We start from the raw sequence: 25,172 nt of genomic DNA on the forward strand, positions 1-25,172 counted from the left end.
ATTTCTTTTCCAATGGGTATCGTAATTCCAAGGAGGCGATTCACGATGCCCTGGAATCAGAATGATTATCCCGCGTCGTTTAAAAACCTTGAACCAGATGTTTGTCGTAAGACAATCGAAATTGCAAATGCACTTTTAGATGAAGGCTATGATGATGGACGCGCCATTCCCATCGCAATGTCAAAAGCGCGTGAATATGTTCACGGCGACGACGGCAATAGACCTGAATATGAAGTGATTTCAAAATCAAATCAATGGATTTTCAAAAAAGTGGCTGGCGACAGAGCAATTTTCAAAAAAGACACGAAAAATGATTTATTGGAGAAAGCGAAGTCCTATGTGAATGAACAAAATGGTATTTTGATCATCTATCACGAAGACGGTTCGCATGAAGATACCTTGTATGATTGAAATAAGCGTATCCCTAGCTATCTAGGGAATACGCTTATTTTGTTAGATTTTCCCTTCGGACATTTCCTGCAACTTAAACTTCATAATCTTGCCCGAAGCTGTCATTGGATATTCATCGATAAATTCGATGTACCGCGGAATTTTATGAAATGAGATCTTACCTTTGCAAAACGCCTTCACCGAATCCTTACTAATTTCAGCACCTTCTTTCGGGATAATCCACGCCATCAGTTCCTCACCGTATTTCGGGTCGGGAACGCCGACAATTTGTACATCCGCTATTCCCGGATGCGTGTAGAGGAACTCTTCCACTTCTCGCGGATAAATATTTTCGCCGCCGCGAATGACCATATCGCGAATTCTTCCCGTAATACTGTAATAACCTTCCGCGTCTTCAATGGCGATATCTCCAGTACGCAACCAGCCCTCTTCATTAATAACATCATTTGTAGCTTCCTCGTTATTATAATAACCCTCCATAACATGATATCCACGCGTCCATAATTCACCGGGTTCACCGATTTCGACTTTCTCTTCAGTAACAGGATCGACAATCTTCACTTCTACATTCGGATGCGGCTTGCCGACAGTTGCTACTTTCTTTTCTATCGGATCGTCTGTCCTTGTCTGTAAAAAGACGGGCGACGTTTCCGTTTGACCGTAGCAAATGGTAATTTCGCTTGCGCCCATATCATTAATTACCCGGCGCATGACTTCAATCGGACAGGTTGACCCAGCCATTATTCCTGTACGCAGTGAGGAAGTATCATACTTGTTGAAATTCGGATGATTTAATTCGGCGATAAACATGGTTGGAACGCCGTGGAGTGCTGTACACTTTTCATCTTGAACCGCTTGTAAAACTGTTTCCGGATTAAATTGTTCGATAATAATCATGGCAGATCCATGGGTCACTGCTGCCATTGTTCCAAGAACGCATCCGAAACAATGGAAAAACGGGACCGGAATACAGACTCGATCATGTTCGGTCAATTTCATGATGTCTCCAATTTGTTTCCCGTTATTGACGACATTATTATGCGTCAACATGACCCCTTTCGGAAAACCGGTCGTGCCCGATGTATACTGGATGTTAATGACATCATCAGGATGAAGCCCCTTCAAATGCTCGTTTAGAATACCATCTGAAACGCCGTATGCATGCGCCATGAACTCTGACCATTTATACATCCCTTCTTCGCCGCGTTCAGACATTAAAATCACTTTCTTTAAGTGTGGGAATCTCTCACTTGTAATAACGCCTTGTTTACTATGTATAAGTTCGGGACAAATCGAACGAATGATATCGATATAGCTCGTCCCTTTAAAACTTTCATCTAGTATTAGCGTTGTTGCTTCAGACTGCTTAAGTAAATATTCTAATTCCGCTGCTTGGTAATTCGTATTGACTGTGACCAGAACAGCCCCCATTTTGCCTGTCGCAAATTGACTTAGTAACCACTCCCGTTTATTGTCAGACCAAATGGCAACATTATCGCCCTTCTTAATGCCCATGCCAATAAACGCCTTCGCAAGCATGTCCGTCTCTTCATCAAATTCCTTGTATGTTTTACGAATGCCATGTTCTGGATACACATAAGCTTCTTGATTCGGATATAGTACTGCCTGCTCTTTAACAATTTCCCCTACCGTCTTTTGCAACAATGCCAAGACCATCCCCCCATTTCTAATTTCAACTGTAAGTCTACTTTATCACAAGATTCTAAATGTTTGTAGCACATTTTATTTTCGATCACAAAAAACGCCTCACCATTTAGCGGTGAAGCGGATTTATATATATTACTCGACAGGAAACACTCTTCCCCGATCATCTTTATACACGACATGTTCTCGTTTAAATTTAGTCGGCGAATCGAGCCCCGCCGCTGCTGCAATTCGAAATAAGCCTTCCCGCATTGTTAGAATATAATTTGTCACGCGGAACTTTTTCTCTTCAACAACAAGCCCTTGTTGTAATTTCGGATCAGTTGTCGCGACGCCTGCGGGACAAGTATTTGTATGACAACGTTCCGCCATGATGCAACCGACTGAAATCATGAACCCGCGCGCAATTTGAACAAGATCGGCCCCCATCGCTAAAACAATCGCCGCACGGTCAGGCGTTGTTACTTTACCAGAAGCAATGATTTTCACGCGGTCACGCACTTCGAATTTTCGCAGCGCATCGTCTAATAGAATGAGTGCGGAACGAAGCGGCAAACCGACTCCGTCAGCCAAATCTTGATAAGTCGCCCCAGACCCGCCTTCAGCACCATCTAAGGAAATGAAATCCGGTCCTAGTCCTGTTTCGTGCATGAATGAGGCAAGTTCTTCTGCGTCTTGCTTCCCGCCAATAACCAATTTAATGCCTACTGGTTTTCCTGTGTGATCACGAATTTTATCAATAAAGTCGAAAAGAGTCGGATAATCGCTGAACTGATGGAAACGATTCGGACTGTTAATGGTTACAAATGGGACAACGTTTCGGATTTCCGCGATTTCTTCCGTCACTTTCTCCCCTTCGACATGGCCCCCGCGCATCTTCGCACCTTGCGCTAATTTAATTTCAAAAGCTTTCACTTCCGGAATCTCCGCTTTTTCGCGCAAACGTTCCCAGCTGAATTCCCCGTCTTCCGTTCTATATCCGAAAAGACCTGAACCGATTTGTGCGATAATGTCGGCACCGCCTGCCAAATGATGTTTGGATAACCCACCTTCGCCTGTGTTCATCCAAGCCCCATTTGCCATTCCAATCCCTTTCGACAAAGCGGTAATCGCGTTTTCGCCAAGTGCCCCGTAGCTCATGCCTGATTGCCCTAGCAAACTGCGCACGTGAAAAGGATGTTCACAGTTTGGGCCGATAATCACCGCATCCTCTTCTGGCAACAACCATGGCAGCGCAGGAACTTCTTCACGGTGCTCTTTTCTAACGAATAAACCATCATCATCTACTAAATAGCGCATCGTATCGACAAGTGTTTCATTATCAACGCGCATTTCTTCATTCTGTTTTGTAAACATCGCATTTCGAATAAAATAACCTGACTCATTGAAATCACGTTTGGATCCAAAACCGATAACGCTGCTTAAATATTTTCCAGGGAGAACCATATGCAAATATTCTTCACGATTAAACGGTTCCCCGTCATTATCATCATTGAATAAGTATTGCCGAAGCTCCGGTCCGGTTTTCTCTAGCATATAGCGCATACGGCCTAAAATCGGAAAGTTTCTTAAAATAGCATGTTGTTTTTGCTTTCGATCTAGTAAGTATAGAAAAATCACAATTCCAATTGGAACAATCACCAGAATCGAGATGACAATCATCGTCGTAATCGATACCCCTTCAACAAACCAATTCATCTCCCCACACCCTTCCCAAGCTATAATAGTAGTTTACCCCGGATACAGTCTGGTAATCTTGAATTATTGATTAATTTGGGAGGGAATTATTTTGACCATTAAACTACTAACCAGCCATGCTTCTGTACGAAAATATAAAGATGTTACATTGTCGGAAAATGAGCTTCATGAAATCGTGCGTGCGGGGCAACATGCCGCAAGTTCAAACTTTGTACAGGCTTATTCTGTCATTCATGTAACCGAACCAGAAACGCGAGCGGAACTTGCGCGCTTGTCAAAAAATCCACAGCAAATTTTATCTGCTGGCGCGGTTCTTGTATTGTGCATGGATTTTTACCGAGTGAAAAAAGGCGCAAACTTATTAGGGAAAGAAATTGACTTCTCTCTTGCCGAACATCTACTTGTCGGTGCGACGGACGTTGCTTTATTCGCACAAAATATTGCCATTGCAGCGGAATCGAAAGGTTATGGAATTTGTTATATCGGCGGCGTTCGAAATGCACCTGAAGAAATTAGCGAACTTTTAAATCTCCCAGAAGGCGTTGCCCCGATGTATGCGATGACGATTGGTGTGCCCGATGAAGCGAATGAAGTGAAGCCAAGACTTCCGGTCGAAGCGATTATTCACGAAAATAGTTATGACGCAAAAAAGTATGACCATATCATTCCAGCTTATGATAAAACAATGAATGATTATTACATGAGCCGCGGTTCCAACCAAAAAGCCGCTGCATGGTCCGACTCTATGACCGCATTTTTAGGCGAACCTCGACGCACGCATATGAAAGACTTTTTGAAGAAGCGTGGATTTGAATTTAAGTAAATTTACATCGAGCGCTCGACAATCAAAATCCCACTAAATAGTGTAGAATACTGACTACATCAATGTTTCATTAGGAGCGACTTGACTATGCAATTTGAAGAATTAGTAAATACACTTATAGAACGACTATCAAGCGGATTGTTTATAAGCGGTACGATTAGCCAACCCCGCGTGAAATCCGATGAACTAAAACGCCTTCGGCTTAAACCAGTTGAGCTTCAGGGCGAACTGCATATCCAATTTGAATATCAATACGAGCGCATTTTAAATCATGAAAACATTCCTGTGAACGACATGCACGATAAATTGAAAGAGCTGTTGGAGCGATTCCGACAGGTGCATCTGGAGTTTTCGAATGAAAAAGTTCATATCCAAATTTCAAAAAAGTTTAAAGTACTGTGGAAATCCGAAAAGACGACATCGGAAAAAGTCGTTGATTTATCGCATAATCGCAAGAAAAACTACTTGCTCGATGAAAATACGCCCTATCCGTTTTTAATACGACTCGGTGTTCAAACACCTGAAGGTAAAGTGCGGAATCAGCATCATGATAAATTTAGGCAAATTAACCGATTCGTCGAATTCATCGATGACAGCCTTGCCCACTTGCCAACAGATCGGACCATCCGAATTCTCGATTTCGGTTCCGGAAAGTCGTATTTAACATTTGCGCTTTATCATTATTTACGTATTGAAAAAGGGTTGGATATTAAAGTTACGGGGCTTGATTTAAAAAAAGAAGTGATTGAGGAATGTAGCTTAATTGCAAAAGACCTTAACTACGCGGACCTTGAATTTCTTGTCGGTGACATTAATGACTACAATGAGGAAACTTCTGTTGATATGGTCGTTACGCTGCATGCGTGCGATGTTGCGACGGATATGGCCTTAGCTCGCGCGGTTAAATGGGACGCAAAAGTTATTTTAAGTGTGCCTTGCTGCCAACACGAACTTTTCAATCAGATCAAATCGCCGGCGCTTGATGTTATGCTTAAGCATGGGCTCATCAAAGAGCGCTTCTCTGCACTCGCAACAGATTCAATTCGCGCGGAATTGTTATCGCTTGTTGGTTATGAAGCGCAATTACTCGAATTCATCGATATGGAACATACGCCGAAAAACATATTAATCCGCGCGTATCAAACAGGTCGTAAAGCGACAGATGATGAATTTACTACCTATAAGGACTTTCGGGATCTTTTGAATGCGACTCCTTTCTTGGAGAATGAATTGAGAGAGCTATTACCGTGAAACGGCGGATCGTAAAAGCATCGGTGGAATAACCGATGCTTTTTTTATATTGACTTTAGTCGTTCGTGAAGGCTGTTTTGGTCGTTTGCATATAGACTTTGGTCGCTTCATTACGCGCATTGGTCGCCTGCATATGGTCTTTAGTCGTTTAGAGACGCACTTTGGTCTTTTGTATATCGACTTTAGTCGTTTCAGGTGGCGCTTTGGTCGTTTGGCTAATAATCGTTGTACAACAATTCTACCAATTATTGAAAGTCGTGCTATTATTATAGGAAGATGTCTGTTTATTCATAAAGGAGTTGTGGATATGCCGGTTTATAACAAACTTGTACGCGATCGCATTCCAGAAATCATCGAGATGTCGGGAAAAGTTTTTACGACTCGTATTCTTGAAGAAGATGACTATTTGATTGAAATTAATAAAAAGATGCATGAGGAACTTGCTGAATATGAAGAAGCTACGTCAAACGAAGATTCGGTCGAGGAACTAGCAGATTTGCTTGAACTTATTTATGCTGCGGCGAACACTTACGGGACCACCATTGAAGAGCTGGAGAAAATTCGCATCCATAAAGCAAAGATACGCGGTGGATTCGAAGAACGTATTTTTCTCGTGGATGTAGAAGATGACTGAAACTATGCACGGACCGCATGCACATTTCGAAAAAAATACTTAGCTGCCGACGATTATTTTCGTAGGCAGTTTTTTAAATAGGTAATTCGTGGGAAGTCAGCAACATAGTGCTAATTCGCTACAAATAGTGTATACTAGATTAGTTGATTTCAAGCACAATACTGTAGCCAACGTTAACTTTGGTCAACACAAGTCCGTTTAGTCGCATGGCTAACGTGGGCTTTTTCTTATGCAATAATATATGAATTGAGGGATTGTTAGTGAAGGTACAAGATTATGATCGATTGCTTCGTATCAAAACAACGGGAATGCGCAGCGGATTGAAGAAGTCGGCTCACCATCATCGTTATGAAGCGACGCCATATTCAGCATTGGATGAACTTTTCTTCGAGTATGATTTAAAGAAGTCAGATGTCGTTGTCGATTTCGGATGCGGAAAAGGGCGGGTTCCCTTTTATATTCACAGCCGCTTCCAGACGCTTGTGAAGGGTGTCGAGATGAGTGAAGAACTTCATCAGAAGGCGCTCAAGAATAAAGCGAATTACCGTCAGCGGGTAAAACGCGCAAAAGGATCTATCCGCTTTAAAAATAAACTGGCTGAGAACTATAAAGTAAAACCAGAAGACAATCGTTTTTACTTCTTTAATCCGTTTTCAATTGAAAACTTCAGAAAAGTTGTGAATAACATTTTACTTTCTGTTGAAGAAGAAAAGCGCACAGTCGATCTAATTCTCTATTACCCAACGATAGAATACATTCGTTTTCTGGAAAGAAGCACGCCTTTTAAAGTCGTACAAGAAATTCGCGTGCCTAAGAAATACGAAAAAGATGATCATAAACGATTTTTGATTTATCGATATGAAGCTGAATAAACATAGAAACCGAGCCCAATAGCTCGGTTTTTTATTTTCACAAACAATGCATCGCAGCTATTACTTCATGCCACGGGACAGTAAATCCTTTTCCCTTGGCGCAGAATATGGAGGACGATGTGTACGCTAGATCGGCATTTTTGTCGTAGCCAATTTCTTCGATTACTTGTTCAGGGTTGTGACAACGATCATAACCGCCGAATTGCAATGACAATGCCCCTTTTCCATTGGTAATGGATGCAAATGTGGGACTGTAATTCATGAAGGTGGCGACGGGTACGCGTCCTTTAATGATTGTTTTGTCGCCAACTGTTTCTGGTGACTCAAATGTACCGTGCGCTTTTTGGATGTCAGTAAGGATACGACCCATTACATCAATATCTACTTTAATTTTGAAATCATAATAGGGTTCGAGTAAAATGTTTTCTGCCTGTTCTAAACCCTGTCGCAATGCGCGAAAGGTCGCTTCACGAAAATCACCGCCAGAAGTATGTTCATTATGGCCTCTACCAGTTAACAGTGTGATTTTGACATCTGTTAAAGTGGAACCTGTTAATAAACCATGATGATTTCGTTCGAATAAATGACTGTGAATCAGGTTTTGATTCCCAACGGATAAATCATTGGCATGACAAATGTTATCGAATGTGATGCCGCTATTTCGCTTAGCCGGTTCAATTTTCAGGTGCACCTCAGCATAATGTCTTAAAGGCTCAAAATGACCGTAACCAATGACGGATGTCGCGATTGTTTCTTTGTATAAAATATCTGGGTCACTAAAAGAAACCGCGTAAGAAAAACGTTCTTTCACAATTTGTTCGAGAACCTCAAGCTGGATGATACCCATCACGTGAACATGGATTTCTTTAAAGTGTTCATCCCAAATGACACGTAGTGAAGGATCTTCAGCGTCTAATTGTTTAAAACAAAGTAACATTTCTTTCGGATGAATCGATGAATCATAGACAACTTTAGATGTCAGTGTCGGCACTAACTCGAAACTCGCCTTCTCCTTTAATCCCCCTACCCCATCACCGACATAGGCATTTTTCAAACCCGCCACAGCGAATAGTTGACCGGCATTCACTTGATTGACTGATTCGAAATTACGACCATTATACAGTCTGATTTGTGTAATCTTCTCAGTCTGCGATCCAATTTTCACATCATCTCGCACGGTTAGTAAACCGCTAATTGATTTTAGATAGGTGATACGGTTTCCATTTTCGTCATGCCTTATTTTGTACACGCGTGCCGCGAAATCACTGTCGTTACAATACCCTGTTTCGGTTAATTGATCCAACAAATCGAGGAACTCTACCACACCTTTGTCATGCAAAGCCGACCCTGCTGAACAGGCAAAGAGTTGATGATGTTGAATCATGTCTTTTGCCTTTTTCAGCCACAGATCCTTGTCGTACCCTTTTTCCATATAATGTTCAAATAAGTCTTCATCGCGTTCTGCAATGAATTCAATTAACTCTTCTACCATTACGCCTTCAGCAAAACTATCCGTGAAGTCATAAACATCCTCTGTTAAGTTTTCTCGAATCTCTTTAATGACATCGGCAACAATCGTTCCTTCACGGTCGATTTTATTCAGAAAGAAAAAGGTTGGCACTTTGTGTTTTTTCAGCAATTGCCACACCGTTTCAGTATGCCCTTCGACACCGTCTGCCGCGCTAATGATAACGACCGCGTAATCCATCACTTGTATCGCGCGTTCCATTTCCGGCGAAAAGTCTACGTGACCCGGTGTATCGATGATTGTGTAAGTCGAGTTGTTGTATGTAAATTGAGCTTGATCGGCAAATACGGTTATGCCGCGGTCCCGCTCGATATTATGGCTGTCGAGAAAAGCGTCTTTGTGATCTACGCGGCCCCTCTGCCCAATGCTGTTTGTATGATAAAGTAGCTGCTCGGAAAATGTTGTTTTCCCGGCATCTACATGCGCTAGAATTCCGATTGTTTTGTACATCATAACCACCCCTTTGTTACATGCTCTTGCCTTTAGTATATCATCGCTGTGATAAGAATAATTATGAATACACAAAAACCGAGCAATTCCGCTCGGTTTTCATATCCATTTATTTCACTATGCAAACGCTTTTTGATGTTCAATCACTTTAAATGCCTGATTCAAATCCGCGATTAAATCAGAAGCGTGCTCGATGCCGACGGACACGCGGAGCAGGCTATTTGATAAGCCGTACGATAAGCGAATATCTTCAGGAATATCCCCATGTGTTTGTGTCTTCGGATAGGTGATAAAACTTTCAACACCACCTAAACTTTCTGCAAATGTGAAGAGCTTTAACGCTTTCAGAAATGGTGAAACTAGTGCTTCTTTGGCGATTGTAAAACTCAACATACCGCCCCGCCCTGGATAAAAGACGTCGTCCACGAGTGGATGGCCTTGTAAAAAGGGCACGATTTCTTTCGCATTTAGCTCATGTTTATCCATTCGAAGGGCTAGTGTTTTCATCCCCCTGATTAAATTCCAACAATCGAGTGGTCCCAACACCGCTCCGATTGAGTTCTGCAGAAATGCGAGTTCCTCGTTAATTTTCTCACCTTTGGAAACGACCAGCCCTGCTAGAACATCATTATGTCCTGCTAAATATTTCGTCGCACTATGAATAACGATGTCTGCGCCTTCTTCCAAAGGCCTTTGAATATACGGCGTGTACAGCGTGTTATCAACGATACAAAGAAGTTCATGGTTTTTCGTTATAGCGGAAACTTGCTCAATGTCCGTCTCTTTCATTAATGGATTTGTCGGTGTTTCAATGAAAATTGCTTTCGTGCTTTCCTGAATTAACCCTTTTAATTCATCGGTAGATTCGCCGTCCCAATAACTGAACGTCAACCCATACTTCGCTTCTAAAATTTCAAACAAACGGTACGAACCGCCGTAAATATCACGTGAAGCGATGATGTGATTATCTTTTTGAAATAACGAAAAGACGAGTTGAATGGCGCTCATTCCTGAACTGGTAGCGAAAGCCCGCTCTCCTTTTTCCAGTAATGCCACTGACTTTTCCAACACAGCACGCGTTGGATTGCCTGTTCGCGTGTAATCGTATCCCGATAATAAGCCGATCTCTTCATGACGAAAGGCTGTTGAAAAATAAACTGGCGTGCTCACCGCCCTAAAATGTTCATCACGCTCATTGCCTATTTGCACGAATTCTGTTTCTCGATGATAAGTCAATTGACTTTCTCCTTTTGGAATGATGCCTATACTAAACATCTTCCACTTAGTATTTTGTCTTATTTAAAAATAGAAATAGCCCTCTTCTTGGAAATGAGAAGAGGGCAATAATATACAGGTCCTCCTCTTATCTTCCAGATTATAAAATCTGTAGGATGTAGCACCATCACAAACAATGTTTGCAGGTTGCCGGGCATCACAGGGCCTATTCCCTCCGCCACTCTCGATAAGAGACTAACTATTCAATTGAGTTTTCAAAATTTTGCATTTGTTATTAACGAGTATCATAAAAAAGAACTTAGGTCATGTCAAGCCCATTTTTCAAATTATCTTATTTTATCGAACAGTAGGATATGGCAATCATTTCTCTTTAAGCTCTGCTTTGAATAAATAACTTAGGTCTCTACTTTTAATATCTTCCAAATCGCCATCGGTTCCTTTTAATATGTCGCTGGAACCAGTGTACCAATACGCCAAATAGACGGGTTTATCGGTTTTGACAGGGATCTTTCCTTCAAATGTTTTAGCGCTCGATGATCCCCCTTGAAGTGTTTTCATTTCTTGTGTCGTCACGCCACTTGGGTGTCCAAAAAGAATCTTTCCTTTTTCACTGTCTGTAATGACAGCGAAACTCACCGCGCGATCTTTAGTGTCTAAATTGACTGGATTAGGTGGGGGATGGTTTTGAATAAACTTGCCGTTTTCATATTGCTCAATTGTAAAATAGAGTTCATAGCCTTCCGGAATTTGACCGACGATTTCAAAATGCTCAGCCCATTCACCACCTGAATTCTTTATGAGAATCGATTCTTCCTCTGTTAATATTCGGTCTGAGATCATCAAATCGTTTGAGCAAGCTGATAGCGCTAAAATTAGTAGTAGTGCAGAAAGTAATAGAAGTCTTTTCATTTAGTCCCTCATTTCGTTCAAATTAGGAAAAACTTTTGTTCATTCCAATGTCACGTCTAAAAACACATAACCATCACGTTCATGTTGACCTGAAAAAACGATTGGCACTCGTTCGCTAAATATCGGGCCATCCACAACGACGGTATGAAATTCACCAGCTTCCCCGCATGAATCAATGCCTTGTGCCTCTAGTTCATCTATTAATTCTTTTGTGAATTTCCTTCCGATAAATTCGCTCGGCATCATAGTTGTATTCACTACGACAATGTATGCCTCAAAACCTGCTTCTACGAAATCTTTGACGACTTTTTTTCGCGGCTCCATCCATAGTGGATGAACTGCTTCCATACCGACTTTCGCGCAAGTTTCCCGAATCCATGTTAAATGGTCTTCTAAATCGATGTCACCGAATACACCGTGATGAATTCCAGCATCTTTACACTCTTTCATCGCATCTAAAAACTGTTCAGCGTATCCGTTCCAATCCGCCCCGCGAGTCATAAGCGGAACGCCTAAACGCTCTGCTTGCGCTTTGATTATTGCTATTGGAAGTGCATGCGATTTCAATCGTTCCTGGTCTTCTTCAAACATCGTCCATACTCTTTTTGGAATGGCTCCGGATTGTAATGCCCGGTAATAAGCCATTGCGGAATCCTTGCCGCCGCTCCATGATGCTACAAACGGTAATCCTATCATTCTTTTTACCCCTTTTTAGATTATTATAACATTGCAATTAAAAAACACAGGCACCTTTTTAGTGTCTGTGTTTCCTTAATTATGACGGCATTGGCGTGTCTGTTGGTTTCGCGTAGCCTTCTTTATAGGTTTTATCAATAATCGTTCGAATTTCTTTTAGTGATTTGCCTTCTTGTGTCATCATGACTGAATCCACCGCGGTATCCAAGCATACTTGGCAACGTGTGCTGTGATCATCCCACACGACTGAACCATCTTCACGGATTTCATCAATAAAACAGTTCATATTACTTCCGTGATTTGCACTTTCCCCGCAACCGCAGTAGCACGGCATCCATTCAATTATATCGGTTGCAGAGGCAGCGACTTGATAGACAAGTCTCATATCCTCGGGTTTGTCATCAAGAAATGCTGGTAAAATATCGACTGAAGCAGTCACTTCTTGGAGATCACCATTTGGTAACTGATGCTGTTCGCCTACTGCCAAATCATGTTTTTCGTGCGTTGTATTCGTATTTTTTCCACATGCAGAGAGAACGAGAATCGATGCGAGTACTATCAATAGCATTGTTTTTTTCATGGTACCTCACTCCTAATTGCATAGTTGTCCTTCTAGCATAACCAAGATTGTCGGGTTTAGGGGTTACAAATCTGTGAAACTGAGTATATCAATTAGTTCAGACCAGTTTTCGATTCTTGGAATGTCTAAATGCTTATTGTAGGATTGATTTTTTGCATACAACTTTAATGGGCGGTTTCTAAGCGTTTCTAAAACGGCAGGCTTGTCATCGAAATAGTAATCAAGTTCTAAATCATTGATAATATGAACCTTATCTTCATCATTCATTCCGTAAAAAAATCGGTCTTTCTGAACTGGAAAGTTATTTTCAATCATCCATTCCATCGTACGCTGACCATGTTCTTTCGGCCTGGCCGTAATATAATAGATCTCATGTCCTTCTTTTTCAAGCCACTGCAATGTTTCCACTGCATCCGGATACGGCGGACACGCTGTGTAATAGATTTCCTCTAATAAACTGTTCCACATTTCGCTTCCCTGCTCGGCAGTCATGCCAAAAAGTTCGTGAATTTCAACTTTATCCAACCCATGAAAGAGATCAACTTGCACATCTCGATTCAATTTTTTATTGTAGAGTTGAAAAGCATGTTCTCTCAGGTTAATCAAAGTGTCATCGATGTCAAAACCAAATTTCATAGTAAACTCCCTTAGTTTGTTTTATATTTCGGATAGCCCGTGAACTTGAAATCTTTCCCGATTTGAGTAATTTGGAGATTTTCCAAATCTACAGCATCACGCATGAGTTCGACGCCAGCACCTTCAAGAAATGTAGGTGCCTGTGAGCCTCCAACTAATTTTGGAGCGATATAAATTTCTACTTTATCGACGAGTTGGTTTTCAAGGAATGCAGCGTGAATGGTACCGCCCCCTTCAATCAAGACTGAGGAAACAAGCTTTTCACCTAGAATACGGGCGACGTCATTTGGGTCCACGTGCTTGATCCCTGAAGTGTGATAAATTAAAACGCCTCGTTCTTCCAATATCGCCTTGGCTTTTGGGTCGTATTGATTTGCCGTAAAAATCCAAGTGGGTGCTTGGTCATCAGTTACAACCTTCGAATCCAGCGGAATTCTTAATGTAGAATCTAGAATGACGCGAATCGGATTCCTTCCATTCGGTATCCTAGTCGTCAATTCGGGATCATCTTCAATTACCGTATTTACGCCGACTAAAATAGCCATATGTTCATTGCGCAGCATATGTACATCACTTCTCGCCTCTTCAGAAGTAATCCACTTGCTGTCAGCTGTATGTGTAGCAATCTTCCCATCTAATGTGCTTCCAGCTTTCATCGTCAGAAATGGCTTTTGTTCAACGATGAACTTGTTAAATACTTCGTTCATCATTCGAGATTCCTCTTCCATCACACCAATGATTACTTCTATCCCCGCATCTTCCAACATCTTAACACCGTTACCAGCAACGACAGGATTCGGATCCAATGTGGCGATAACTACTTTCTTTATGCCCGCCCCAATAATCGCCATCGCGCACGGTCCCGTTCGCCCAAAATGTGAACATGGTTCAAGCGTGACATAAATCGTTCCTCCGCGCGCATGCTCACCAGCCATTCGGATGGCATGAACTTCTGCATGCGGTTCACCTGCCCTCAAATGCGTGCCGACGCCAACCACTCGATTTTCATTCACAATGACCGAACCAACGAGCGGATTCGGATCAGTCTGTCCTTTCATTGCACGTGCATTAGTAAGCGCCAGATTCATGTAAAATTCATGGTTAGTCATTTAGACAATCTCCTTCCTCATCCAGATGTCCCGATCGCTGAACTTTTGTCTTCAAATATTTCTCATTAAACGCTGATTTATCGCCCCATAATGGTTCTCGTCCTGAAATAATAAGACCAGCATTCTGTAACGCTTCTAGTTTTTTCGGATTATTTGTCATGAGTTTGACAGGTTTTGTTCGTAATGTCTTTAGAACTCGGATTGCATCGTCGTAATTTCTGGAATCATCGACAAACCCAAGACTTTCATTTGCTTCCACTGTATCATACCCATTTTCCTGGAGCACATATGCCATCGCTTTACTGAATAAACCGATTCCACGTCCTTCATGATTTGCCAAATAAAACAACGCACCCGTCCCATGGTCTACAATTTTTTTCATGGATTGCTTTAATTGATAACCGCAATCACATTTTTCACTTCCAAATATGTCGCCCGTATGGCAAATCGAATGCAAGCGGATTAGCGCATCCTCAGCGTTTTCAAGATCGCCATAAACAAGCACGCTCGACTGCTGACACTCAGCTAAATTCTCGGACGAAAGCTGATCAAAGATGTCTTGAATATTCTCTGTTACATGATTGTGGCTCAGCCAACAATACCACTTGAAAATGACCGTTTCTCCACATAGATTCACAGGGAGATTGATGGGACCTACCAGGTAGATGGCACCCTCATCAGTTTTAATCATTTGAAGTTTTTCAAATAAAATCTCGAGCGCTTCTGGCTCCAGTTTCCCTTGCAACATAAAAATCATTCCTTTTATTTATTTGAATAACTTCTATATAGAAGGATAGGAGCATTCAGGTAAAAATAACGTCTACCTTATATGTATGAAAAACGTGCTCTTTAGCAACCTTATTTTGCCTAGAGCACGCCATTATTTTACCGATTCCGCTTCATCGATTATGAATCACTGTTATTAGTTCGCGAATATCTGACCGTTCTTTAGCTTTCGGTATATGTTTTGGATAGCCAATCATCATCGTCGCGACAATCTTCTCACCAGGTTTCACACCAATTCCTTCTCTGAATACGGGATTATACACCCAATCATTCGTGCGCCAAATCATCCCAATTCCTCGCTCCCACGCTGCAAGTTGGAAGTTTTGGATAAACGCAGAAACTGCACCGTAGTCTTCATCCCACGTTCTTTGCCGCGGGTCTTCAGGCATAATAATAACAAGTTGGAGAGGGATGTCTTTGTAATATTGTGCTTTGCGTAACGTTTTTTCGGAAACTACTCCATCAACTGTAGGTTGCGAATCAATATATGCCCTAGCAAATACTTCTTTGCCTTCACCTGTATACAATTGAAAACGCCACGGCTGTGTTAACTTATGGTTTGGCGCCCATTTTGCAATATTTAACAACTCAATGATCTCTTCCGGATCAATAGGATCCTCTTTGAAAGACTTGATTGTTCTTCGGCTCATAATATTTTGTTCTACCGCATTTTTTCCTGCTTCATAACTCATAAAAAAACTCCCCCTCAACCGATTTCTAACACGTACAATTGAAAACCATTCTCAATTACACTGGTTTTATTATAGCATTACGGTAAATAATAGCAAAAGAGAGTGATAAGCCGCCAAAGCACCTTGAATTGTCGGCACGGTTGAGAGGAGTGGCGTGTCCAAAGTAGTGTTTTGCGGATATAAGTGTTTATTTGACGGATATGCCAGGTTAAATGTCGGATATAATGAATTATTTGTCGGATATCCGTGAATCTAACTTGAAAATAGTTCAACACAAAAAAAGACAACCTCATCTTAATTGATAAGGTTGTCCTGCATATATTAATTTACGAATTACTCGTCATTTTCGATGGATCAACGTATTCGTCGAATTGCTCTTCTGTTAACAAACCTGTAGCAAGCGCAGCTTCTTTTAGTGTTGTGCCGTTTGCATGTGCAGTTTTCGCGATTTTTGCTGCGTTTTCATATCCAATGTATGGATTTAGCGCAGTGACGAGCATCAATGAGTTATTCACGTGATGTTCGATAACTTCACGGTTCGGTTCAATTCCTACCGCACAGTTGTCATTGAAGCTAATCATTGCATCCGCTAGTAGTGTTACGGACTGCAAGAAGTTGTAAATGATAACCGGTTTGAATACGTTTAGTTCAAAATTTCCTTGGCTCGCTGCAAATCCGATTGTTGCGTCGTTCCCCATTACTTGCGCAACAACCATTGTGATGGCTTCACTTTGAGTCGGGTTTACTTTTCCTGGCATGATGGAGCTGCCTGGTTCGTTTTCTGGAATTGTAATTTCACCAATACCTGAACGCGGACCGCTTGCTAACCAACGTACGTCGTTTGCAATTTTCATAATGTCTGCCGCGAGTGCTTTAACCGCACCGTGAACATAGACGACTTCATCATAGCTTGTCAATGAGTGGAATTTGTTTTTCGCAGATGTGAATTCGATGCCGACTGCACTGCTGATTTCTTCAGCAACACGGTCACCAAATCCGGCAGGTGCGTTCAATCCAGTACCAACTGCAGTTCCGCCGATTGCTAGTTCTTTCATTGATTCGACGCTAGCAGCGATCATTTTCTCCGTTTTTTCGAGCATGCGGTGCCATCCGCTAATTTCTTGACCAAGCGTTAACGGCGTTGCGTCTTGTAAGTGCGTACGGCCGATTTTAATAATATCCGAGAATTCCTCAGATTTTTTTGCGAAGGTTTCTTTTAGTTTTGCTAGCGCAGGAAGTAGTTGCTCTTGTACTGCGATTACGCCGGCAACGTGAAGCGCTGTCGGGAATGTATCATTCGAACTTTGAGATTTATTTACATCGTCATTTGGATGCAGACGCTCTTCTTCATCCCACGCTTTGAGTAATTGGTTACCGCGGTATGCGATGACTTCGTTGACGTTCATGTTCGACTGCGTACCGGATCCCGTTTGCCATACAACGAGCGGGAAGTTGTCGTCTAGTTTTCCTGCAATGATCTCGTCTGCAGCCGTTGAAATCGCATTCAATTTAGCATCGGAAATGGCACCATTTGCATGGCTAGCAATCGCTGCTGCTTTTTTCAGATGTGCAAAAGCGCGAATCACGCCAACTGGCATTTTCTCGCCGCCAATTTTAAAGTTTTGTTTACTGCGCTGTGTTTGCGCACCCCATAGTTTGTCCGCTGGAACTTGAATTTCACCAAATGTATCATGTTCAATACGATAATCCATCTTTCATCCGCCTTCCATTATGTATCATTACATTCATTTCTATTATAACATGACTTTTTAGTATGTTAACTTCATTCAGAGAATGGTTGTTAAAAATGTGGAACTACTAAATAGTTTACCTAAATATTTTTTGTTCAAAAAAGACTATCAACTAAACACTTTGATAGTCTTTTATATCATTCCCATTTATAATTCTTTCTCTTTAAAACCTCGATAAACGCGTCGACGATTTTCGGGTTGAATTGTTTCCCTTTTTCGTTAACGAGCTCTTGGATTGCATCTTTAATAGGTAGTGCTTTTTTGTAAACACGATTTGTTGTCATAGCGTCAAAAGCATCGACAACGGCAACGATGGATGCTTCAAGGGTTATTTCATCGGCTTTTAGTCCATATGGATACCCACTTCCATCATATCGTTCATGGTGTTGCTCAACGATGATGGCTGCATCTTTTAACCATTCGACTTTATGTTCACGCATAATTTTTGCGCCTTCAATTGTATGTGTTTTCATTATTTCCCACTCGCAAGCTGTTAATTCACCAGGTTTATTCAACACTTCTATCGGAATTGCACGCTTTCCTATATCGTGAAAGTAGGCACCCCATCTAAGGATGCGAATGTTTTCTTTTGGTAACCCCAGGTGTGTCCATACTTCAAGTGAATAATCTTTAATGCGATTACAGTGATTATACGTATATCCATCAAGCGCATCTATTGCGTCTGCTTCTTCTTGAAGTAATTGAGTTTCAAAAAATTCCGGTTCAAATTCTTCATATGAGGTTTTAATTAATAACTCGGCATCCGTATTGCCGTATAAGAATAGTGTGTTTTCATAAAGAGAAGCGTCAATTGTTTCGCCGACTTTCAAAAGACGACTCTTGCCGTCATATCGAACTTCGACGCTACCGTTTAACAAGGTATATGTTTCAACAATAGGTAGAGCAGTATTTTTATTGTATTGGACCCATAGGATATTGTCTTTTTGCAACGAATAAAGCGCATTGGATAAACCATTCCATCTTCCAAGTAAGATTACTTCTGCATATCCGAGACGTAGGGTTGGGTATCCGTTTATGGTGTTATATGACTTGTTTTCTGACAATCTAATTAAACATCTCCTGCAGATTTTGACATATTTTATCGAATTTTGCCTGCCTCTCATTAATTATATCAAGGGTTCGGCGGAATTCATACGTAAATATCTGCAGTTTATTGACAAACAAACTATGTTTTTATTATAATTCCGTTCTTAATGCATTTATTACATCGATCTTTGTCGCCTTTCTTGCTGGACGCCACCCAGAAATCATTGCAACACCAATACTGATGGTAGAAGCGATTACGACAAGTTGCCATGGGATAATTGAAAATATGACTTGCATGTCTCCGAAGTCCTCTTCTCCCAATGCTGCCGTTACGATAATCGGTAGCACAAAGTTTGCGACAATGCTGACACCGTATGAAATCACGATGGCAAGGAATGTTCCTAATATCCCAATCCATGCGCTTTCCATCAAGAATAGTCGCTGGATCAATTTTGGATTGGCCCCAATCGCTTTCATTACGCCAATTTCACGCGTTCGTTCCGTCACTGCCATCGTCATTGTATTGAATATCCCGATGGATGAAATTAAAATTGCAATGGTTCCTACGAATATAAGCCCTGCTTTTAAAGCAAAAAAGAATACATCGAGTTGATCTAACTCTTCTGTGACGGAATACACACTATGTCCTTGGTCTTTTAGCGTTTTTGTAATTGCTTTTACGTTTTCCAAATTATCGGCGTAGACCATTACGTTATTATAAAATAGATGCATGGCATCTGGATGATTGTCTAGCTCTACTTCCGCGTTATCGGTATAGATTTGTTCGATTGTTGGGATAAGCGATGCATTTGTATAGATGTTTTGATCTGTAAACCAATCTCTAGCAGGCGGTGTCGCGACACCGACGATTGTTAATTTCAATTCGTCCTCCTCGAACAAATTACCATTGAAATCGCCTAATCGGACTGTAAATTGTTCACCGATTAAATTTCCTTCGTAGCCTTTGAAACCATCTTCCCCTTCCTCGATCTCAACTTCGCCATTTGCCTCTTCTTCTGTGAGGAGGAATTGACCAAAGTGGTTGCCGACAACAACTTCGTTCGGGTTTTCCGGCAATCTTCCTTCAGTTAGTTTAAAACCTACTTTTCCCTCTTCAGTAAAGTCGGTCGCTATAACGCCATTATTGCCTTTCATATTTTTATAACTGGTTTCTGTTTGCACACTTAATTCTTGTCGATTCACAACCGCATTCACGTGTTCGATTTTTTTAAACTCATCGGCTATTTCCTGTGACATTTCACTGGCATACACTTGAATTTCGGTTACTTTCCCATGCGATAAGACCTCTTTGGTGATTGTGTCGTGAATTCCAAAGCCGACCGATGCGAGCACGATGAGAAATGCTGTACCCATCGTTGCGGCCAGAACCGTCATAAACACACGTAATCTGTTTTTCGAGATATGTTGTCGAACGAAATCGATTTGATCTTTAAATTGCATGTTGAACGACTCCTTCCGTTAATATACCGTCGCGCATGGTGTATACCCGATTGGCTGTTTGCGCAACTTCATCATCATGTGTGATGATGACAAATGTGATGCCTCGGTTTTTATTCAGTGATTGAATGAGTAATAGAATATCTTGCTCCGTTTCAGAGTCAAGGCTTCCAGTTGGCTCGTCGGCTAAAATGATGGGTGGATCTGTAATAAGTGCGCGTGCGATACTAACACGTTGTTGCTGCCCGCCTGATAATTCGTTTGGATAATGGTCTTGAACTTCGGTTAGGCCTACGTATTTCATTAAGGTTGTCACTTTTTCTTTACGTACCGCCTGTTCAATTCCTTGAAGCTTTAGCGGCAACTCCACATTTTCAAATGCATTCAACCCAGGCATGAGTTGAAAGTTTTGAAAGATAAACCCATAATTGCTTAGTCTAAATTCTGCGTTGTCCATTTCATTAAAAGTAGATGTTTCAATGCCATTTACTTTAATTTCTCCGCTTTCTGGCGTCATGAATCCCGCAAGTATATGTAAGAGCGTCGATTTCCCCGAACCACTTTTCCCGACGATTGAAACAATTTCTCCATCGTTGACATTGAAATTCACATCTCTTAATACTGGAATATGTTTCTCTTTTCCTTTTTTACCGATTTTGAATGAATGATTTAATCCTTTGATAGTAATCATGCTTTCCCCTCCATCTGATACTGATTTTAATTATAGTCAGGGGTTCTTAAGGTAATGTGAGGATAAAAATGAAGAAATTCTTAAGAATTGAGATGAATTCGTATATTGCGCGGAATTTGTTAACCGTAGAGAGGACTTCAAAATGTAATGGGAGGAGTTCGGGTGGAGAGAGCACTAATGTTGAGTCCAGAAACAACTACTGTTTTTCCCCCAAATATAAAAAACGGAACCCGACTTATCAGGTTCCGTTTTCGATAAAACGATTATTTTTCTGTCGTTGCAACTTCTGCTTCAACCGTGTCGTTGTTTTGCACTGCATCTGTTAGTTGATCGATGCTCGGGCGAAGATTGTGTTTGCCAGCGTAGCTTTCAAGCATTTCTTTTACGTCAATACCTGAAGTGGCTTTTAATGTTTCTTGTAGCGTCGACATTAGATCGGTTGCGTATGATGTGACTTTATTCGCACCGCCACCTTCACCGCCACCGGTATCAACGACTGTAATTTTGTCGATGTTTCCAAGTGGGCTAGCAATTTGCTTCGCGTACTCAGGAATCATTTCTATGACCATATCGAGCATTGCTGCTTGACCGTATTGTTCGAACGCTTCCGCGATTTTACGTTTCGCTTCGGCTTCAGCAAGACCTTTCAGACGGATAATGTCTGCTTCAGATTCACCTTGTGCACGTTGTGAATCAGCTCTTGCCTGACCATCGAGACGAACTTTTTCTGCGTCAGCTGTTGCTCTAGCTTCAATTCCGTATTTCTCGGCATCTGCTTCGGCCATTTGTCTAGATTTTGCAGCGGCTGCATTTTGTTCGATTGCATAACGATCCGCGTCCGCTTTTTTCTTAACTTCGGAGTCATACTGTTTCTCACGACGTAGGATTTCATTTTCTTCTAGTTCGATTTGCTTTTGACGCTCGATGATTTGAATTTGCATCTCTTGCTCCATAACTTCTTGTTTGGAACGAGCGGATTGCAATTCGTACGCTTGGTCCGCACGTGCTTTGGCGCGGTCTTGCTCGAGGCGATATTCTGCAACCTTCAATTGATTTTCTTTTTCTGCTTCTGCAATTTCAGTTGCACGTTCAAGCTCGGCTTTCTGTGCTTCTTTTGATGCTTCCGCGTTTTTAATGCGTGTCTCTTTTTGTGCTTCAACTGTTGCGATATCTGCATCCCGTTTTACTTGTGCGATACGCGGTTTTCCTAGTGAATCAAGATAGCCGTTTTTATCGCGAACGTCTTTTATTGTAAATGAAACAATGATAAGTCCCATTTTCGATAAATCCTGTGATGCGACCCGTTGTACTTCTTGGGAGAACATATCACGATTTTTATAAATTTCTTCAACGGTCATTGATCCTAAAATGGATCTCAAGTGTCCTTCTAGTACTTCTTTCGCTTCATTTTCACGATCTTCTTTTGATTTCCCCAAAAACTGTTCTGCTGCTGTAGCAATTTCAGTAATTGAACCACCAATTTTAATAATCGCTGTTCCATCCGCCATTACGGGAACGCCTTGTTCTGTATATACTTCAGGCGTTGTTACTTCAAGCTTACTCGATAAGAGACTAAGCGGTTTAGCTTGTTGGAAAATCGGAAATACAAATGTACCTCCGCCGCGGATGATTTTTACCCGGTTTCCTGAATCGTCTTTATGTACATTTTTGGTCCCCAGGTAACTTCCTGTTACGATTAGTGCTTCGTCTGGGCCAACTGTTTTGTATTTTGAAATGTACACAAGAATGACTGCCAATAAAATAAATGCGACTACTCCAATTACTATCCAAATTCCTGGCATGGTGTTTCCCCCTCTTATTTTTTATTCTGCGAAACGGAATGGTTCATATTCTTTTACAATAAGCGTGCCTTCTTTCACATCAATTACAAGCACTTCTTTTCCGTAATCGATGGCACTGTTTTCATAACCAGAAGCACGTTTTGAAATAAGTCCATTCACTGTTTCAATGACGACCTCACCGAATCCATCGACTGGTACGGGTACAATGACTCTACCAACTTGCCCAGATAATGAAGCTTCCGTGTAGGCGAGTGATACTTCTGCTGATGAAAGCGGAAGTAAAACAAAAAAGTAAAGTAATAAATCAAGTACAAAGGCAATGGCTAAAGCTACAATTATAATGACGCCACTGTTCCAGTCCATGGTGAGTTCCAAAATATATCCGGAAGCAGCCGTGAATGTTAAAAATGAAAGCACAACCGCTGGATCCAAAAATGGACTTACTTCACCGATACCTTCGGCGATGTCACTGAAAAAGACGTAAATAATTGTAATGAGACCTAAAATGATTAACGCGTACAAGTAAAATTGCACGATTGGTAAACCAAATAGCTCCATTTCCCACACCCCTTTACCCTACTATACTCTTCATCAACTATAGATACGTATGAAGTTAGCGAAAGTTTCAAATTAAAATAATTTGTTTTGATAAATCTGCTATAGTTTTGCTTCGCAAGTTTTATTGTTATAATTAGGCTGTACATAATTATATTCCGATAATACGGATGGAGGCTTTGAAATGTTCAGTTTACGAAAAACAGATCCTTTTTTCACGGCTTTATTGGCAATCGCGGAGCATGTGCAAGAAGCAGTTCACTATGCGCATGACTTCAAAATTAATAACGCTGCGGATTTGAAAGAAGTTAGTATAAAACTTAAAAACTATGAGCGATCGGGCGACGACTTAGTCTATGAGTTGACGACGAGGCTCAACACATCGTTCATGACACCTATTGAACGTGATGACATTTTACATCTTTCCATCAAAATGGATGATATTCTTGACGGGATTGAGCACTTTGCTGCGCATCTTGAAATGTTTTCGTTAATAGATATTGATGAATATGTTCATTCGTTTATGGAGAACATCGTCAAAAGTACAGATGAAATTGTTAAAGCGCTAGAATTACTTTCAAAAAGAAAGTTAGTCGAAATGAGAGAACATGCCATTGCGATTAAAAAATTGGAAAGTATTTGTGATGATATTTACAGAACTTCTATCAAACAACTTTTCATCACAGAAAAAGATCCAATTCGAATCATCCAATTTAAAGATATTTATGAACAACTTGAAGATGTTGCGGATTATTGCGAAGATGTTGCGAATACAATTGAAGCAATTATCATGCGCAACGCGTAAGGGGGCGCCAAATGTCTACCATACTGGTCCTTACAATACTCGTCGTCATATTTGCATTAGCATTTGACTTTATCAATGGATTCCATGACACGGCAAACGCAATCGCGACTTCTGTTTCGACGCGTGCGTTAAGACCGCGAACCGCTGTTTATATGGCGGCTATTATGAATTTTATCGGAGCCCTGACATTTACCGGCGTGGCAAAGACAATTTCCAAAGACATCGTTGACCCTTTCGTCCTTGATAACGGAGCGCTCGTCATTTTAGCAGCGCTCACGGCAGCGATTGCTTGGAACTTGATTACTTGGTATTTTGGAATACCGTCGAGTTCTTCACACGCTTTGATTGGTTCGATTGCCGGCGCTGCTATTGCTGCCGCGGGATTCGGTATTTTAAATTACAGCGGATTTATAAAGATTTTACAAGCGCTTCTTATTTCACCGTTTATCGCTTTATTCGTTGGATTCATAATGATGTCGTTATTTAAGGTCGTGTTGAAAAACAGAAATTTATTCACGGCGAATACGCGAATTCGTTATTTACAAATCGGTACCGCTGCCCTTCAAGCATTTACTCATGGAACGAATGATGCACAAAAAGCAATGGGTATCATTACAATGGCTTTGATTGCCGGTGGACTGCAGGCAGGCGACGATATCCAACTTTGGGTTCGAATTGCCGCCGCAACGGCTATGGGACTCGGAACTTCTATTGGCGGTTATAAAATTATTAAAACAGTTGGCACAAAAATCATGAAGATCCGTCCAGTAAATGGAGCCGCCGCTGATTTATCATCCGCCGGAATTATTTTCGCCGCTACACTTCTACATTTGCCAGTGAGTACGACGCATGTTATTTCTTCCGCTATTATGGGCGTTGGAACTGCGCAAAGGGTTCGCGGAGTTAACTGGGGCGTGGCACAAAGGATTGTTTTAACATGGATTATTACGTTGCCAATTTCAGCATTACTCGCTGCAATTGTTTATAAAGTACTTGCATTGTTTTTTTAATTTAAACATTTCCCTTGCATTCTTTGTATATCCCTGTTATGATAAAGAAGAATTATTTTTGTTCGACAACATGATGG

At 41.3% G+C, this 25,172-nt stretch carries 24 protein-coding genes and 1 riboswitch; of the genes, 7 read left to right on the forward strand and 17 right to left on the reverse strand.

All coding sequences use genetic code 11. From position 1 onward, the window contains the following. Nucleotides 1–45: 45 nt before the first annotated feature. The gene (locus tag J4G36_RS13455) at nt 46–411 is read left to right on the forward strand and encodes a DUF2188 domain-containing protein (protein WP_210470918.1); all 366 of its coding nucleotides are present in this window, start codon (nt 46–48) and stop codon (nt 409–411) included. A gap of 42 nt (nt 412–453) precedes the next feature. Here J4G36_RS13455 and J4G36_RS13460 read toward each other — a convergent pair whose 3' ends face one another. After that, on the reverse strand, nt 454–2,082 hold the full coding sequence (locus J4G36_RS13460; protein ID WP_210470919.1) for an AMP-binding protein: 1,629 nt from the start codon (nt 2,080–2,082) through the stop codon (nt 454–456). Nucleotides 2,083–2,211: 129 nt separating this feature from the next. Further along, nucleotides 2,212–3,774 carry an FMN-binding glutamate synthase family protein gene (locus J4G36_RS13465; protein WP_210470920.1) on the reverse strand — a complete coding sequence of 521 codons (1,563 nt, stop codon included), beginning with the start codon at nt 3,772–3,774 and terminating at the stop codon, nt 2,212–2,214. A 91-nt stretch (nt 3,775–3,865) separates the two neighbouring features. On the opposite strand from J4G36_RS13465, the gene nfsA reads away from it, so the two are divergent. The 4 genes from nfsA to J4G36_RS13485 all read left to right on the forward strand — a co-directional run bounded on the left by nfsA (nt 3,866) and on the right by J4G36_RS13485 (nt 7,354). Beyond that, on the forward strand, nt 3,866–4,597 hold the full coding sequence (gene nfsA, locus J4G36_RS13470; RefSeq protein WP_210470921.1) for an oxygen-insensitive NADPH nitroreductase: 732 nt from the start codon (nt 3,866–3,868) through the stop codon (nt 4,595–4,597). A gap of 87 nt (nt 4,598–4,684) precedes the next feature. Then, nucleotides 4,685–5,848 carry a class I SAM-dependent methyltransferase gene (locus J4G36_RS13475; RefSeq protein WP_210470922.1) on the forward strand — a complete coding sequence of 388 codons (1,164 nt, stop codon included), beginning with the start codon at nt 4,685–4,687 and terminating at the stop codon, nt 5,846–5,848. Between the two features lie 307 nt (nt 5,849–6,155). Continuing rightward, nucleotides 6,156–6,482, forward strand: coding sequence for a nucleoside triphosphate pyrophosphohydrolase (locus tag J4G36_RS13480; protein WP_210471094.1), 327 nt, complete (start codon nt 6,156–6,158; stop codon nt 6,480–6,482). A 260-nt stretch (nt 6,483–6,742) separates the two neighbouring features. Then, entirely contained in the window at nt 6,743–7,354 is a 612-nt protein-coding gene (locus tag J4G36_RS13485; protein WP_210470923.1) for a class I SAM-dependent methyltransferase, read from the forward strand. Nucleotides 7,355–7,391: 37 nt separating this feature from the next. On the opposite strand, the gene J4G36_RS13490 is transcribed toward J4G36_RS13485, so the two are convergent. From J4G36_RS13490 to J4G36_RS13560, 15 genes are all read right to left on the reverse strand, one after another. Beyond that, the gene (locus J4G36_RS13490) at nt 7,392–9,332 is read right to left on the reverse strand and encodes a GTP-binding protein (RefSeq protein ID WP_210470924.1); all 1,941 of its coding nucleotides are present in this window, start codon (nt 9,330–9,332) and stop codon (nt 7,392–7,394) included. A gap of 117 nt (nt 9,333–9,449) precedes the next feature. Further along, nucleotides 9,450–10,607, reverse strand: a complete 1,158-nt coding sequence (locus J4G36_RS13495) for a PLP-dependent transferase (RefSeq protein ID WP_210470925.1) — start codon at nt 10,605–10,607, stop codon at nt 9,450–9,452. A gap of 85 nt (nt 10,608–10,692) precedes the next feature. Continuing rightward, nucleotides 10,693–10,801: riboswitch (SAM riboswitch) on the reverse strand. 127 nt (nt 10,802–10,928) lie between these two features. Further along, a complete protein-coding gene (locus J4G36_RS13500; RefSeq protein WP_210470926.1) occupies nt 10,929–11,477 on the reverse strand; it encodes a hypothetical protein in 549 nt (182 codons plus the stop codon). A 39-nt stretch (nt 11,478–11,516) separates the two neighbouring features. Next, nucleotides 11,517–12,173 carry a Dph6-related ATP pyrophosphatase gene (locus tag J4G36_RS13505; RefSeq protein WP_210470927.1) on the reverse strand — a complete coding sequence of 219 codons (657 nt, stop codon included), beginning with the start codon at nt 12,171–12,173 and terminating at the stop codon, nt 11,517–11,519. Between the two features lie 79 nt (nt 12,174–12,252). Continuing rightward, nucleotides 12,253–12,753: a PCYCGC motif-containing (lipo)protein gene (locus tag J4G36_RS13510; RefSeq protein ID WP_210470928.1), complete on the reverse strand. Its 501-nt coding sequence runs from the start codon at nt 12,751–12,753 to the stop codon at nt 12,253–12,255. 63 nt (nt 12,754–12,816) lie between these two features. Continuing rightward, nucleotides 12,817–13,389 (reverse strand): 5' nucleotidase, NT5C type, encoded by a 573-nt coding sequence (locus J4G36_RS13515; RefSeq protein WP_210470929.1) that lies wholly within the window; start codon nt 13,387–13,389, stop codon nt 12,817–12,819. 11 nt (nt 13,390–13,400) lie between these two features. Next, a complete protein-coding gene (gene ribD / locus J4G36_RS13520; RefSeq protein WP_210470930.1) occupies nt 13,401–14,498 on the reverse strand; it encodes a bifunctional diaminohydroxyphosphoribosylaminopyrimidine deaminase/5-amino-6-(5-phosphoribosylamino)uracil reductase RibD in 1,098 nt (365 codons plus the stop codon). Continuing rightward, a complete protein-coding gene (locus J4G36_RS13525; protein ID WP_210470931.1) occupies nt 14,491–15,246 on the reverse strand; it encodes a GTP cyclohydrolase II in 756 nt (251 codons plus the stop codon). The genes ribD and J4G36_RS13525 overlap by 8 nt, the downstream gene beginning before the upstream one ends. A gap of 151 nt (nt 15,247–15,397) precedes the next feature. Then, nucleotides 15,398–15,976, reverse strand: a complete 579-nt coding sequence (locus J4G36_RS13530) for a nitroreductase family protein (protein ID WP_210470932.1) — start codon at nt 15,974–15,976, stop codon at nt 15,398–15,400. Between the two features lie 326 nt (nt 15,977–16,302). Beyond that, nucleotides 16,303–17,688 carry a class II fumarate hydratase gene (gene fumC / locus J4G36_RS13535; protein WP_210470933.1) on the reverse strand — a complete coding sequence of 462 codons (1,386 nt, stop codon included), beginning with the start codon at nt 17,686–17,688 and terminating at the stop codon, nt 16,303–16,305. A 176-nt stretch (nt 17,689–17,864) separates the two neighbouring features. Beyond that, nucleotides 17,865–18,791, reverse strand: a complete 927-nt coding sequence (locus J4G36_RS13540) for an HD-GYP domain-containing protein (RefSeq protein WP_246880616.1) — start codon at nt 18,789–18,791, stop codon at nt 17,865–17,867. Nucleotides 18,792–18,924: 133 nt separating this feature from the next. Next, entirely contained in the window at nt 18,925–20,235 is a 1,311-nt protein-coding gene (locus J4G36_RS13545) for an ABC transporter permease (RefSeq protein WP_210470935.1), read from the reverse strand. After that, nucleotides 20,225–20,923, reverse strand: coding sequence for an ABC transporter ATP-binding protein (locus tag J4G36_RS13550; protein WP_210470936.1), 699 nt, complete (start codon nt 20,921–20,923; stop codon nt 20,225–20,227). The genes J4G36_RS13545 and J4G36_RS13550 overlap by 11 nt, the downstream gene beginning before the upstream one ends. A gap of 263 nt (nt 20,924–21,186) precedes the next feature. Further along, the gene (locus J4G36_RS13555) at nt 21,187–22,725 is read right to left on the reverse strand and encodes a flotillin lipid rafts scaffold protein FloT (RefSeq protein WP_210470937.1); all 1,539 of its coding nucleotides are present in this window, start codon (nt 22,723–22,725) and stop codon (nt 21,187–21,189) included. A 21-nt stretch (nt 22,726–22,746) separates the two neighbouring features. Then, entirely contained in the window at nt 22,747–23,283 is a 537-nt protein-coding gene (locus J4G36_RS13560; protein WP_210470938.1) for an NfeD family membrane protein, read from the reverse strand. Nucleotides 23,284–23,464: 181 nt separating this feature from the next. On the opposite strand from J4G36_RS13560, the gene J4G36_RS13565 reads away from it, so the two are divergent. Next, nucleotides 23,465–24,085, forward strand: coding sequence for a DUF47 domain-containing protein (locus J4G36_RS13565; protein ID WP_210470939.1), 621 nt, complete (start codon nt 23,465–23,467; stop codon nt 24,083–24,085). 11 nt (nt 24,086–24,096) lie between these two features. Beyond that, on the forward strand, nt 24,097–25,095 hold the full coding sequence (locus tag J4G36_RS13570) for an inorganic phosphate transporter (RefSeq protein ID WP_210470940.1): 999 nt from the start codon (nt 24,097–24,099) through the stop codon (nt 25,093–25,095). Nucleotides 25,096–25,172 lie beyond the last annotated feature (77 nt).

Source organism: Sporosarcina sp. 6E9, assembly GCF_017921835.1.
Taxonomy (GTDB): Bacteria; Bacillota; Bacilli; order Bacillales_A; family Planococcaceae; genus Sporosarcina.

Excerpts from the sequence above, each read along its gene's own strand:
- J4G36_RS13455 (WP_210470918.1), top strand. The coding sequence starts at position 46 with ATGCCCTGGAATCAGAATGATTATCCCGCGTCGTTTAAAAACCTTGAA.
- J4G36_RS13465 (WP_210470920.1), bottom strand. The coding sequence starts at position 3,774 with ATGAATTGGTTTGTTGAAGGGGTATCGATTACGACGATGATTGTCATC.
- J4G36_RS13475 (WP_210470922.1), top strand. The coding sequence starts at position 4,685 with ATGCAATTTGAAGAATTAGTAAATACACTTATAGAACGACTATCAAGC.
- J4G36_RS13480 (WP_210471094.1), top strand. The coding sequence starts at position 6,156 with ATGCCGGTTTATAACAAACTTGTACGCGATCGCATTCCAGAAATCATC.
- J4G36_RS13490 (WP_210470924.1), bottom strand. The coding sequence starts at position 9,332 with ATGTACAAAACAATCGGAATTCTAGCGCATGTAGATGCCGGGAAAACA.
- J4G36_RS13495 (WP_210470925.1), bottom strand. The coding sequence starts at position 10,607 with ATGTTTAGTATAGGCATCATTCCAAAAGGAGAAAGTCAATTGACTTAT.
- J4G36_RS13500 (WP_210470926.1), bottom strand. The coding sequence starts at position 11,477 with ATGAAAAGACTTCTATTACTTTCTGCACTACTACTAATTTTAGCGCTA.
- J4G36_RS13505 (WP_210470927.1), bottom strand. The coding sequence starts at position 12,173 with ATGATAGGATTACCGTTTGTAGCATCATGGAGCGGCGGCAAGGATTCC.
- J4G36_RS13510 (WP_210470928.1), bottom strand. The coding sequence starts at position 12,753 with ATGAAAAAAACAATGCTATTGATAGTACTCGCATCGATTCTCGTTCTC.
- J4G36_RS13515 (WP_210470929.1), bottom strand. The coding sequence starts at position 13,389 with ATGAAATTTGGTTTTGACATCGATGACACTTTGATTAACCTGAGAGAA.
- ribD (WP_210470930.1), bottom strand. The coding sequence starts at position 14,498 with ATGACTAACCATGAATTTTACATGAATCTGGCGCTTACTAATGCACGT.
- J4G36_RS13525 (WP_210470931.1), bottom strand. The coding sequence starts at position 15,246 with ATGTTGCAAGGGAAACTGGAGCCAGAAGCGCTCGAGATTTTATTTGAA.
- J4G36_RS13530 (WP_210470932.1), bottom strand. The coding sequence starts at position 15,976 with ATGAGTTATGAAGCAGGAAAAAATGCGGTAGAACAAAATATTATGAGC.
- fumC (WP_210470933.1), bottom strand. The coding sequence starts at position 17,688 with ATGGATTATCGTATTGAACATGATACATTTGGTGAAATTCAAGTTCCA.
- J4G36_RS13545 (WP_210470935.1), bottom strand. The coding sequence starts at position 20,235 with ATGCAATTTAAAGATCAAATCGATTTCGTTCGACAACATATCTCGAAA.
- J4G36_RS13550 (WP_210470936.1), bottom strand. The coding sequence starts at position 20,923 with ATGATTACTATCAAAGGATTAAATCATTCATTCAAAATCGGTAAAAAA.
- J4G36_RS13555 (WP_210470937.1), bottom strand. The coding sequence starts at position 22,725 with ATGCCAGGAATTTGGATAGTAATTGGAGTAGTCGCATTTATTTTATTG.
- J4G36_RS13560 (WP_210470938.1), bottom strand. The coding sequence starts at position 23,283 with ATGGAGCTATTTGGTTTACCAATCGTGCAATTTTACTTGTACGCGTTA.
- J4G36_RS13565 (WP_210470939.1), top strand. The coding sequence starts at position 23,465 with ATGTTCAGTTTACGAAAAACAGATCCTTTTTTCACGGCTTTATTGGCA.
- J4G36_RS13570 (WP_210470940.1), top strand. The coding sequence starts at position 24,097 with ATGTCTACCATACTGGTCCTTACAATACTCGTCGTCATATTTGCATTA.